Here is a 12,775-nt window from a genome sequence, read left to right as displayed (position 1 = left end):
GAAAATTCTTAAATAGTTTTTAAACATTTTTTAAAAGTTGTAATTCTACATGTATCGTAAGACTATTTCCATGACTTTCAGCCCATACTTTGCCCTCATGCAATTCAATTGTGCGCTTTACAATTGCTAAACCAATTCCGGATCCGTGTATTTGACTCGACCGTGATTTATCAACTCGATAAAACTTCTCAAACATCTTGCTTAATTCTTGTGCTTCAAGATGATCTGTTTTATTTGTAATACAAATAAATGCCTTATCTTCTTCTTTTTTTAGTTCCACTATTACTGTTGAATTTGAAAAACTATATTTTTCAGTATTAGATAGTAAATTATCAAATACACGCACCAGTTTTTCTATATCTGCCCATACCCAAATATCCTTATTAATGATATTTAGTTTAACAATTAATTGCTGTTTTTCAAAAATCGGGATATACTCTCCTACTAGCTGACCTAACAAATTGCCCAATTCTACTTTTTCTTTTCTCAACTTAACATCAGGTAAAGATAATTTTGTGTATTCAAACAATTCATTAATGAGAGTTTTTAATTTTAATGTTAAATTATACGTATTTTGAATATACATTTCTAATTCTTCTTTATTTCGATATTGTTTTTCATTTACTAATGCTAAATATCCAATAATAGACGTTAAAGGGGTACGCAAATCATGAGAAATATTGGTAATAAATTCACTTTTACCTTTCTCAATTGCTCTCTCTTTCTCAAAACGCTCCCTTAATTGACTAGCCATCCAATTAATATTATAAGCTAAAGAAGATAATTCATCTTTTCCTTTAACACGTATGGAATGTTTCCAATCTTTTTTTACAATCTTTTGAATACCTCGTTCAATTTCTTTAATGTATCTTGTAATAGGGATCATAAACAGCAAAAATAAAAGGATGAAAATTAATATACTGCTCACCAAAGCAAGTAATAAATTTTGATTATATTGAGTTGGTGAGATTGTTTTATTCGAATTTGCAGATTGTACCATTACATATCCAATTCCATCTTGAAATGAAACTGGTGAAACAAACAATATGAACTTCTCAAACAAAGGATTTCTGACGTTTGGTGTAACATTTAATTTCTCCTGTAATAATTCCTGTGGGAGATTATCCTGCAATTGAAAATTATGTGAACGATAGATAATATGGCCTTTATAATCTAATACTAAAAACCTTAAATTTTCATTCTTCTTTTGGATAGATTGAATCATCGGTATAACTTGTTCTATATGCCCAGATTCCAAATTACGCTTTTGTATATCATTAGTTATCCCTATCGCTATTTCCCTTATTTCGGCTTCTTTTTCAATCTGTTGATTATAAGAAAGTAGATTTGCACTTTTCATTGCTATGAGAAAAAAAGTAACAACCGCAACGATGAAACAGAGCAAAAAAATTAAAATAAGCTTTATATTTAAGCGTGTAGAAAAGAATATATTATCCCTTAATTTCGTACGATCGATCATACTCTATAGCCAACTCCCCATACTGTTTTTAAATAAACAGGCTGACGAGGGTTTTCTTCAATTTTTTCCCGTATTTTAGTAATATGAACCATGACTGTATTATCTGATTTATAAAATGAATCTTCCCAGACCATCTCGTATATTTTTTCTACACTAAAAACCTTTCCTTTATTTCTCACTAATAAAGAAAGTATGTCAAATTCCTTTGGAGTTAACCTTACTTCTTCATTTCTAATGAAAACTTGTCTTGTCTCCTCGTCTACCTTAAGATGGCCTATTTCATGAATAAATTGTTTTACTTCTTCTGTTTGATAAACACGATATCTTCGTAATTGAGATTTAATTCTTGCCATTAATTCAAGTGGATTAAACGGTTTGGTAATGTAGTCTTCTGCCCCACTCATTAATCCCTGGATCTTATCTATATCCTCATCTTTAGCTGACAAAAAAATTATAGGCATTTGATATTGTTCTCTTATTTTTAAACAAGCCTCTATGCCATCCATTTTCGGTAACATAATATCTAAAATGATTAAATCAATTGTTGTATTTCTTAAAGTTTCTAAAGCTTCTATAGCATCCGATGCATCTATAATTTCATACCCTTCATTTTTTAAATAAATGGATACGATTTTTCTTATCTCTATATCATCATCTACAATCAAAATTTTTTCTTTCTGCATCATATTTTCTTCCTCTCTGACATCTCGTTCTATGCTGTAGTATTATACATTTAGTTTTACCTTACACGTATAAAGTGAAACTTTAATCAGCCCTCACCAATCGGTCTTTTACGGGAATCCCGCCCCCCACCTAACTTCTTTGCTTCCACTTAATTTTGAGATGTGGGTCTTACTACCCGTTAATGCGTGATAATACACTTTGCTTTTTTAAACATATTGAAGAAACCATCTGTTTTGCAAGTTGATTTGAACTGGGTAAAATAGCCCCCTACGATCCGAGGCCGCCTCACATACTCTTACATAAAACAAATAACATTCATAAATTCCTCTCCAATGTTAATTTAGAACATACAATCAATCTACTGAAAAAATCTTAATTTTCACCCTACAAAAATATTAAGATTTCTTAACATTGAATGGAGAATTTACATATTAAAAATGGACAGTTCCCTATACTATTAGACCTGTCCAAATTAACGTTTTTAATTTGTAAATTAAAATATTATACTTTTCTTTATTTTATAATATCTGTCACTATAAACATTGATTTTCTATCTCTCTAAGTACATCATTTCCTATATTATCTATCTTTTCATTTTTTACGTTATTATATAAACTCTGTAAAATCTTTAACTCTGTTCTTAAATGTAAAATGACACTAGATAATATATATAGCTTAGCTAAACTCTCTTTTCCACACTTCTCTTCATATACTTTTTGAAGAGTAGTAAGATATAACGTCAGTTGAGAGATTTTAATTTTTAGCTGTTCTAGAATTAATTGTTCCTCCCCATATTGTGCAAAAAGTAACGCTTCATATATAGGACGATGCATATCCTCTTTCTTTATCATTTGCTCTAATAATAAATGCTCAAATTCTTGTTTACCACTTTGAGTAATACCGTAAATAGTCCGTTCAGGGCGTTGTTCATTACGAATAATATCAACAACTTCTATAAAGCCCTTCTTTTCAAGTTGCTCAAATGTATAATATAAAGAGCCTTTTGTAATTTTTATATAATATTTCATTTCACTATTTTTTAAAAGTTGCTGGACTTCATACGGATGTCTATTCTTCTCCATAAGAAGACCCAGCATAAAAAGCTTTGTATTCATAATTCTCCACTCCTTAATAACTTATACCAATAGTATAAGCTAAAAATAAGCAAAGAATCTTTTTGTTTTATAAAATTTATGAATTCGAATTCACTTTATTATCCTTTGTACCAGCTTTGACATTCCCCATAAATAATATTGCCATAAATGAAACGATAATTGGAATTAAAGCTAATAGAAATACAGTAGTAATTGAAGATGACATAGCGGCTATAATTTTTTCAAGAATAAAAGTAGGGATACTGGCCCTTATATCTGAGCGAAATATTGCACTTGGATCACCTAAATTATTTAACATGCTGGAACCGTGTTCTATTCCCTTAAAAGCATCCTTTAAATTAGCTGTAAAGGTACTATTTTGAATGGAGCCAAAAATCGTTACCCCAATTGTCATACCTAGTGAACGAAAGAATGAATTTGTTGAAGTAGCTGAGCCACGGAATCTCGGTTCCATATTATGAATAGAAACTGTAGGAAGTAAAGAAAACGAAAATCCAACCCCAAATCCCGTTATAATCATGTATATCGTTAAAAGTGCACGGCTTGTTTGCGGATCCATCGTTCCTAATAAATACATACCTATCCCAAAGGATATTACAGATAATAACATTAAGTTGCGGTAACTAATTTTCGTTTGAAATATTCCGCCAATGGCACTACCTACGACAGAACCTAACATCATTGGTGTTAAAATTAATCCAGCATTAGTTGCTGTTCCAGCATATACAGCCTGAACAAAAATAGGAATGAATACTGTTAAAATAACAAATGTTGCTCCATAGAAAAATGTAATAATTTGAGATATTGCAAACTCCTTACGCTTAAACATCCAAAATGATATGATCGGATCTTTCACTTTTCTTTCTACCAATAGGAAGCCAATAAAAAATACAATAAACGATGTAAATAACCCAATGATTTGTATCGAATCCCACTTAAACTCTTTTCCTCCTAATTCTAAAGCGAACATTAAGCTAATTACTGCTATTACGAGCGTTATCGCCCCCCACCAATCAATATTTTGCTTAGTAGGTGGATTATTTTCTTTATAAGCTTTTAAAATAAAAATTAATGACATTAAACCAATTGGAATATTGACGTAAAAAATCCAATGCCAACTAATATTTTCTGTTATATACGCGCCTAATAAAGGTCCTAATACACTTGAAGAACCAAATACGGCCCCTAATAATCCAGTCATTTTTCCTCTTTTTTCAATAGGAAAAATATCAAATACAATGGTAAAGGCGATTGGCATAAGTGCACCCCCACCTATACCTTGAATTGCACGATAAATACTTAGCTGAACAATGCTTTGCGCAGTACCACATAATGCAGAACCAATTAAGAAGATTAATAAACCAAAAATATAGAACCTCTTTCTACCATACATATCAGATAATTTCCCAAAAATAGGCATACCAGCCATAACTGCAACCATATAAGCAGAAGTAACCCAGACGAATTTATCCAATCCACCCAAATCTGAGACAATTGTACCAATTGAAGTAGCAACAATTGTATTATCCATTGCAGCCATTAAAATGCCTAGCATTAAACCAGCTATTACTAAGCGTAAGTTGGTCTCTTTTGCAACCATACCTCTTTCCTCCTTTTTTCACACCCAACAGAATAAATAGTCTAATTAAACTATATACTCATTATAGTTTAATTAGACTATTTTTCAATAAAAAAATAAATCCCCCCAAAATATATTGGAGAGATTACAAATGTAGAATTGCTTCTTATATAAAATAATTAAAACCGTTAAAACGATCACTTCTTTATACTACTGTGATTTTGCGTACATATAGCTTATTCATTTAGTTTTGGTCTAGTTTGTAAATATAAATTCAAATCTGGACTTGAACCGCTAATAATTACATCTCGAACCATTTTAGAAAGTGCCATACTATATACTAATCCATTATCTCCATACGCATAGATAAAGTGACAATTTGGAAACTCTTCATACATTCCAATTATAGGTAAACCATCATGAGTACCACCATAAAAAGCGCTTAAATAAAATTCAGGTTCAACCGTAATATTTGGAAAGAGCTTATTAAATTCATTCACTAATTTCTCTTTTTTATGGATTAATTTTGAATCTCTTTCTTGAGCAATGTTTGTATCTTCATCTAACCCACCTATAATAATCCTGTTATCTGCAGTAGTTCTCATATAAATATATGGTCTCGCAGTTTCCCAAATGAGAGTACGTTTATACCAAGAAGATAAATCTTCTACAGGATTAGTAACAATTGCATACGAGCTAATTAGTGTAGCGTTCTTTTCCTTTTTAAATTCCAAACCTTCATATCCTGCAGCCACAATTACTTTATCGGCAGTAATAGAATTGCCCCCTTTTGTATAAAAAACAGCACGTTCTTTCTCTAACTTTTTGCCAACAATCTCCGTATCTTCATAAATGTGGACTCCTTTATTAGAAGCTTGTTTTAATAAACTATGTGTAAATTTATACGGATTTATTTCACCATCGTTATACGTATAAATAGCTGCACGTTTTTTAAATGGATATCTCTGTCCAATTTGTTCCTCTGATAGCCAAGTCGCTTTAAAATCATGCTTATGTAAATAATACAGTTCTTTCTCTAATTTCTTTATATCCTCTTCATAACTTGCATAATATAAACTGTCACGTCGTTTAAAGTCAGAGCAATAAGGTGAATTTTGATCAGCATATTCAATATCATTAATAGCTTGTTCACATAATTTCATATGCTTAACTGCATACTCTTCTCCAAATGTATTTACAAGTTCAAAAAACATCTTGTCACCTAAATATTGAATAAGTGCTGTATTTGTAAGGTTACTTCCGTGTCCTACCTTTCTTTTATCAACGACAACAATCTTTAAATCTGATTCACTTAAATAGTATGCGGATTGAGCACCGGAACTCCCTGCTCCTATTATTAGTACGTCACATTTTATATCTTCTTCCAATTGAGGATAAGAAGGTGTATTAGAAAAAGTTGTGTTCCAATATAATTTCCCTGTCTGTAAATCCATTTAAAGTGCACCGTCCTAAATAAAATAGTTATATCCCCATCTGTATCTCCAAATCATTCTTACTATATACTTCTTATCAAAATTATTCTTGCTATCATTAAATTATTAGTACAATATGTTTGTCCACTCATATTTGGTATTAAACTAAGCTTATAAAAAGTTAATAGTATATATATTATTTATTTTCATTTAGAAATTTAAGAACTTGGTTAAAAGCTTCTTGACCTGCTGGAGTGTTCATTTTAAATTGAAATTCATGCGCTAACTTCCCAGAGATATTTTTATCGAAGAAAAGTGTATCTACAGGTACTCCTTTATTTTGTAAAGTAGAAGCTAATGCTTTAGCTTGCTCTTCAAATGATGCAGTATTTCCATCTGTAATGAACGTTGGTGGATAATCTTTTGTAACGTGTTGATAAATAGAGGCGATTTCCATTTCAGGTAATGTTTCAAACTTCTTTTTCCCAAAGTAAGCCCAGCCAGTAGTACGCATAAAGTCTTGCACTTCTTTGGATGTTTCCATTTTAGCTAATGCAGGCATATTATACGGACCGCAAAATAGCAGTATACCTTTAATTGTAGAAGGAGCAACAATAGCGTCGATTCCAGTTAATTTCGCATAATCTGGAGATGTTTGAATAGTAACGAATTGTCCAGATATTTGCGCTCCAGCAGAATCTCCGGCAAAATACAGGTCATCTAGTTTCACATTATATTTCTTTGCATTTTCTTTTATATATTCGTAAGCCTCACCAAGTTGTAGTACTGGTGTAGGATACTTTCTTTTAGGAGCAAGAGCATAATTTATATTTATTACTGTATAACCACGAGCAGCTAATTCTACTGCATAACCAGTAATGTCTGATTTATCTCCACCTACAAACCCACCCCCGTGCATCCAAAAAATAACAGATTTTTTTCCCGTAAGGTTTTTGGGATAAATAATATCTAATGTACCATCAGGAAATTTAGAATTATAATTGATATCTTTAACAATTCGTGTCTCTTTTAGAGCATTTTTATAATTGTTAGATTGAACAAACATTCCACCTTCAAATGCTTTTTTTATGAGAAACGCTTTTGGAATAGGTGAAACATTCCAAAAAACAACTCCCGCAATAATCAATCCGAAAACAATACAAATAGTTAGCAACATTCTTTTTTTCCATATTATTTTAGGTTTTAACTGTTTTATTGTCATAATTAAAGAATCTCCATTATTTTTAATAATAATCTTAAAATAAATCACAACATAAACTTTTATTTCCCACCTGCTAATCCGTCCTTAAAATTTCATCCAAAAGGTTATATATTTTTATTATGTACATATTAGATATCTCCTATAAAACACATTAAAAATTCAAACAAAAAGAGCAAAAGATCCCCATTTATAGAAGATTTCTTTTGCTCTTTGTAAAAGACATAAGTCCAAATAAAAGTTGCTTATCTATCGATAATTTACACATAAGAATGCATTTGTTTTACTACTTGATTAGCAGAAACTTCAACAACTGTTTCTTTTCCACCTGTTCTATCAATCTTGAAACCATGAACTTTAACATTAGAAGGCACTAACGGATGATGACGAATCATATCTATACTCTTCTCAATATTTTCACTAACATTTTCTTTTCCACTTAGCCATTCCTCAAGACTACCACTTGAAAATTCAGGCATGCAATTTTTAAAGAGATAGTCTAGTTCCTTGTTATTTTTTATGGAATCACGTTGAATTTGTAGATTAACTACATTAGTTTCTTTATCCTCTATTCCGACAACAAAAATTTCTTCCACATTTTCTTCATAAATAGCAATAATAATAGATCTCATTATATCTCCATAAGGATGTACAATTACAGAATCGTAGCTGTGTATAGTCAACATGTTTTCTCGTTGAACGTTAGTTACTTGTTGGATAATAGGCTCTATCCCGTGTTCAATGTCTGTTAACAATAAAACCTTTTTATTCTTTGCATTCATATATAGCACTCCTTCTTCATGATTGTATTTATGAAACTTTTAAACTAGTAACGATAGTTGATTGTTCATGACATGATTGTTACCAATTTTTCCATTGTCCTTCTGGATCAACACTCGCCAGTCTAACCCACCCATTTTTAACTTTTTCTCGAAATGTGAAATCATTCTTTAGCAAACGTTCTATATATTTAGTAGGCGCTTGAATTACAATGAGTAAACGAAGTGGTGAGTGATACGTCTCATTATCTGACTGCATAACGGATTGCCAAGGTAAGCCTGATAACAAATCACTTGCATTTCCCTGCATAACACCGAGACCTGACGTTACAGTTTGTGTTGTTTTATTCCCACTACCATAATAATGAGGGGCTACAGTTGAAGCGTAATATTGTAGATTGATCCACTGCGCTACTGTTCCTGGTCCCGCTATGATGCTAGCTAATATATCGCCACTTTCATCCTGTTTCCAATCATAATTATGAAGGAAGGCCCTTCCTTCTAAGTCACAATCCTGCGTTAATTCACGCTGTCCGATGATAAAAGATGCATTACGGGCTAATCCCCATTCTGGACGTATTTCACTCCAATCTTCTGCAAATCGATGTGCCTCTTTACTCGGATTTTTTATTTTCGTTTTAAAATTAGGTAATTGTGTTAAACGCTCTCTGTTTGCATGTTGGCTCACATTTGGCATAACTGACTCAATACGATCAAATGCTTCTTGCGCAGCTTCCGAAAGTTTTGGGACGTAAATCCATTCCAATTCGTCCACTGTTGTTTTATGTTCAGCTGCTACAAAAATGGTATCCTCAGGAATTTTAATACCTTCAGCAGACAATGCCTCTCTTACTTCTGGAAGATTACATAAAGTAGCAAAAACTCTTGCATTGAATCCTCCTGCTGCTCCGCCACAAGCACCACACTCAAGCGCTGCAGCATAAGGGTTGTTCGTACTTTGACTACTATGTCCGCACATTACAACTAAAGGCGCGAATTTTTCTGTCAATCCCACCATTTTTAAAGCTTGACGCACATAGTTCACTTTTTCTTCTTTCGTAAAACCGATCGGTATCTCACATTTTGTATCATGAACATGATTAAGTGAGAATGTTGTATCAGGTTTTTGTAACATCGTTTTACGAAGGTTACGAATGAAACTGCCTACTCTTCTTGGCACAAAACTTCTTGTCACCATTTGTAAGCCAAGTAAAGGGCCACTTACCTCAGGTAGTAACATACTTGTCAATACATTTTGTTTCATCGTCTTAAACGTATAACTTACTGAGCTGTCTATCTTCTTGCGTTGTTTATAATTTTTAAATTCCTTTTCATCCGCGAGTTCTTTTATTTGATGTTTCGGTTTTAATATAACCGGCAAAGAAGGATGACTGTCATTACTACCTAGTTCACTAGTCGCAATTGGTAACCCGAAGAAACCGGCTATTCCAAACGTTTCGAACGGACCTAATTTTTCTAGGTGGCGACGAAAAGGTTCTGAACGTACATCAATACAGAATGCTAATTGAGCTAATACATGTTTTTTATCATTCGTTGCACGTTGTTTAGAAGCGATCTTCTCCCTTAATTGCTCAGCATGCGTCTGTTCCCAAGCTTCTAGCCAAAGTTTCCTGCGAATATTTTCATCAAAACGATAAGCAACTTTTAATAATTCGCTTTGTTCAGTGGCAGACATTTGTAACCATTCCTCTATTGAAATATCCCCCCAATAGATCCAAGAAGCTATAAGTGGGACAACCTCAACTTTTTTCTCAACCTTTTGATTTCTTATAGGTAAATAAGGTTTTACAATGGCTAGCTCCATAGAAATTCGAACTGCTAAATATTCAATCATAAGTTCCTGTTCCTGAATTGATTGTTGGGAACGCCATCGTATCATTCCTGCCCATCCAGGCAAAGCAAGCAAGTGCCCTTCAAGGTACGCTTGCTTGTTAGATTCAGAAATTCCTAGTTCAGATAATGCTTTTGTTAAAGCTCCCTGGGCATCTTGTGGCCAATCTTTTAAAACTTTACGCTCATTTTTACTGAGCGCTGGATCAAATGTAATAAGGTGGTGCCATGCACGATACAAGCCTTTCTCTCGGTTTGGCATCGTCCAGCTTGCCCCGGAGTCATCCAAATATAATTTACACCATTTAATGATGTGATAATTAAGAATATCAGATAGGTTTTCACCCTTTTGATCCTCTATAAGTGAACTGATTAATTGCAAAGAAGAATCTTTCATACCCCCTGTATTTATATAACTTATTTCTTCTGCTAATTTATTTAATTCTGGCGATGATAACAAACTAGAAGGTAATCTTTCTAACTTTAAAGCTTCTTGGCAAAAACGCTCCGCTTTCTCTCGCGGAATATGAAAAGATTGTGAATCAAGCCAACGAGACAAGCCACTTTGTAAAAATAATTCCTCAATCTCCCCTTTTGCCTTTGCCGAATGAATCATAGAAGCACTCGGATATATATCCACATTACGAATTTCTTTTAACCAATCTGCAACTTGTTCAAATGATTGTTTTTCAAGCCCCATCCAAGGGTGATGAGCTGCAAATGTAGCAATCGGCCAAAGTGGTGCAATCACTCGGCTAGCAGATTCAACTAAATCATTCATATTATTTTCTTGTACTTCAATGTTTGTCTCTTTCTTTTTTAAAGTTTCTTTCGTTACGATTGACGATATGCCCATCACTGATTACCTCCTTTTGATACATAATGTTTCAGATAGCTTGGATGACTTTCTACTGACTTTCTTCTCGCCTCACCTACTCGAACGAACCAAAGGTACATTACAGCAAATATAGTAGAGGATTGGTTACGAGTAACGAGGGTACTAATAGCACTACCAAATAATAAGAGACATATAACAAAAATAACGGCTGGAGCTGAAGGTTGAACGCTTTGATACATGTCAGTATGCAACCATTTATAAAGAGAATTATGAACTGTAAAGTAAATGAGAGAAAATCCAGCTAAAATAAATAGACCAACAATTCTTCCCATTCTTCCCTCTCCAAAAACAACAAGCTGTTTCCATGAAAAGTATAATGACCACCCTAAGACGAACGCACTAACGAATTGATACCCTTCTCCAGAAGTCGTAAACCAAAATGCAATCACTATAAATAATCCGAAAACACGCCCGACTATCATCCATAAATTGGACATCTTTTCATTAGACTGCTTCACTTCCCCAAAACGTTGTACGGAAGAACCAGCTTGTAAAAACAGTGTAGCTTTAAACAAACCATGTAAAATTAAATGAATAACAGCCGCTAAATAAGCTCCTAATGCGCATTGAATCAGCATAAACCCCATTTGTGCAATAGTTGATCCCACTAGCTGACGTTTATAATCAACCTGAACTAGGCTAATTCCTGTTCCGATTAAAACAGAAATACTAGAGAAAATTAGTAAAATGATTTGTGTAATATCATCATGAAACAGTGGCGAAAATCTAGTTAACATGATACCGCCAGCATTTACTAACCCCGCATGCATAATAGCAGAAACAGGAGTTGGAGCAACAGCCGACTCAATTAACCATCTTTGGAAAGGCCATTGTGCTGCTGGAATCATCACAGCTACTATAATGAATAAGTTAATTCCTGTTTTCTCCAACGTTCCAAATTGAGCTACATTTTCATTCGTTACAACTGATGTTAACTGCCACTGTCCAGTGATTTGAAAAAGCCAAATGATAGCTGCTAGCAAGGCGATCCAGCTTATTGTAAATAAATAACTAGAAATTTTTGTTGCTTCGCTAACTACTTTCCATCCTTTATTTAGACCTATGAGTAAAACCAATCCAATAAGAGTTGCTCCCCAACAAATAATCATGAAACGAAGATCATTACTTAGCCATGCAACTGAAGATACACCTGTAGTAAATGTAAAAAGTGCAAAGTATTTTCGATATGAGCGATCCCCCAGTAAGTAACGTATAGAAAAACGTTGAATGATTAAACCAATTGTAAGAACAAAGAAAGACATGAACCAAGCTAAAGTATCTAAATGCCAAGGCCCTACAACGCTATCTCCATTGTGATTAACAAGTGCGAGTAAAGAAACCAATGAAGGCAATGCAGCGATACCAATATGGATATGAACAAAACGTAAAGGTATCCTTGCATGTAAAAACAATAATCCACTTAGCCAAGAAGCACTAAGCGCCATAAAAAATAATGTTAACAATGTTGATGAACTTAGCGAAATTAACATGTAAATACTCCCTTCTAAACGAAAATAAACTGTAAGAATTCCTTTTCATTACGATAATTTTTTAAATTTTCATTCACTCTTTTTAGTACATCGTTTTTTCCCATAAAAAAAACCGACAACTTCCATAATTCAATGATTTTATATCATCATTGAATTATGGAGATTGTCGGTTTCCCTTCAACTAACTTCAATAAAGTTTTTTGAAGAGCTCCCATTTTATAAAAGAATGTATGTATTACTCCTATTA

9 protein-coding genes are annotated in these 12,775 nt (G+C 33.1%); all 9 read right to left on the bottom strand.

The features are described 5' to 3' along the window. Window positions 1-19: 19 nt before the first annotated feature. The 9 genes from ACTFRS_RS02740 to ACTFRS_RS02700 all read right to left on the bottom strand — a co-directional run bounded on the left by ACTFRS_RS02740 (window position 20) and on the right by ACTFRS_RS02700 (window position 12,528). Window positions 20-1,480 (bottom strand): sensor histidine kinase, encoded by a 1,461-nt coding sequence (locus tag ACTFRS_RS02740; protein ID WP_098450737.1) that lies wholly within the window; start codon window positions 1,478-1,480, stop codon window positions 20-22. Further along, window positions 1,477-2,163: a response regulator transcription factor gene (locus tag ACTFRS_RS02735; RefSeq protein ID WP_001168370.1), complete on the bottom strand. Its 687-nt coding sequence runs from the start codon at window positions 2,161-2,163 to the stop codon at window positions 1,477-1,479. The genes ACTFRS_RS02740 and ACTFRS_RS02735 overlap by 4 nt, the downstream gene beginning before the upstream one ends. Before the next feature lie 534 nt (window positions 2,164-2,697). After that, window positions 2,698-3,279, bottom strand: coding sequence for a PadR family transcriptional regulator (locus ACTFRS_RS02730; protein WP_001093178.1), 582 nt, complete (start codon window positions 3,277-3,279; stop codon window positions 2,698-2,700). Window positions 3,280-3,355: 76 nt separating this feature from the next. Beyond that, window positions 3,356-4,879 (bottom strand): MDR family MFS transporter, encoded by a 1,524-nt coding sequence (locus ACTFRS_RS02725; RefSeq protein ID WP_440024330.1) that lies wholly within the window; start codon window positions 4,877-4,879, stop codon window positions 3,356-3,358. A 215-nt stretch (window positions 4,880-5,094) separates the two neighbouring features. Continuing rightward, window positions 5,095-6,312, bottom strand: a complete 1,218-nt coding sequence (locus ACTFRS_RS02720; RefSeq protein WP_000365728.1) for an NAD(P)/FAD-dependent oxidoreductase — start codon at window positions 6,310-6,312, stop codon at window positions 5,095-5,097. Window positions 6,313-6,487: 175 nt separating this feature from the next. Then, a complete protein-coding gene (locus tag ACTFRS_RS02715; protein WP_318160592.1) occupies window positions 6,488-7,513 on the bottom strand; it encodes an alpha/beta hydrolase in 1,026 nt (341 codons plus the stop codon). A 257-nt stretch (window positions 7,514-7,770) separates the two neighbouring features. After that, on the bottom strand, window positions 7,771-8,292 hold the full coding sequence (locus ACTFRS_RS02710; RefSeq protein ID WP_000992255.1) for a hypothetical protein: 522 nt from the start codon (window positions 8,290-8,292) through the stop codon (window positions 7,771-7,773). Between the two features lie 79 nt (window positions 8,293-8,371). Further along, entirely contained in the window at window positions 8,372-10,996 is a 2,625-nt protein-coding gene (locus ACTFRS_RS02705; RefSeq protein ID WP_318160591.1) for a DUF2309 domain-containing protein, read from the bottom strand. Next, window positions 10,996-12,528 (bottom strand): NADH dehydrogenase subunit 5, encoded by a 1,533-nt coding sequence (locus ACTFRS_RS02700; RefSeq protein WP_440024333.1) that lies wholly within the window; start codon window positions 12,526-12,528, stop codon window positions 10,996-10,998. The genes ACTFRS_RS02705 and ACTFRS_RS02700 overlap by 1 nt, the downstream gene beginning before the upstream one ends. Window positions 12,529-12,775 lie beyond the last annotated feature (247 nt).

It is taken from the genome of Bacillus cereus group sp. MYBK139-1, assembly GCF_051916915.1.
Taxonomy (GTDB): Bacteria; Bacillota; Bacilli; order Bacillales; family Bacillaceae_G; genus Bacillus_A; species Bacillus_A pacificus.
The sequence above is the reverse complement of the archived record's forward strand: the minus strand, read 5'-3'. Positions and strand labels throughout refer to the sequence as shown.

What these genes read in the sequence shown, in the direction of transcription:
- ACTFRS_RS02740 (WP_098450737.1), bottom strand. Translation starts at nt 1,480, where the DNA reads ATGATCGATCGTACGAAATTAAGGGATAATATATTCTTTTCTACACGC.
- ACTFRS_RS02735 (WP_001168370.1), bottom strand. Translation starts at nt 2,163, where the DNA reads ATGCAGAAAGAAAAAATTTTGATTGTAGATGATGATATAGAGATAAGA.
- ACTFRS_RS02730 (WP_001093178.1), bottom strand. Translation starts at nt 3,279, where the DNA reads ATGAATACAAAGCTTTTTATGCTGGGTCTTCTTATGGAGAAGAATAGA.
- ACTFRS_RS02725 (WP_440024330.1), bottom strand. Translation starts at nt 4,879, where the DNA reads ATGGTTGCAAAAGAGACCAACTTACGCTTAGTAATAGCTGGTTTAATG.
- ACTFRS_RS02720 (WP_000365728.1), bottom strand. Translation starts at nt 6,312, where the DNA reads ATGGATTTACAGACAGGGAAATTATATTGGAACACAACTTTTTCTAAT.
- ACTFRS_RS02715 (WP_318160592.1), bottom strand. Translation starts at nt 7,513, where the DNA reads ATGACAATAAAACAGTTAAAACCTAAAATAATATGGAAAAAAAGAATG.
- ACTFRS_RS02710 (WP_000992255.1), bottom strand. Translation starts at nt 8,292, where the DNA reads ATGAATGCAAAGAATAAAAAGGTTTTATTGTTAACAGACATTGAACAC.
- ACTFRS_RS02705 (WP_318160591.1), bottom strand. Translation starts at nt 10,996, where the DNA reads ATGGGCATATCGTCAATCGTAACGAAAGAAACTTTAAAAAAGAAAGAG.
- ACTFRS_RS02700 (WP_440024333.1), bottom strand. Translation starts at nt 12,528, where the DNA reads ATGTTAATTTCGCTAAGTTCATCAACATTGTTAACATTATTTTTTATG.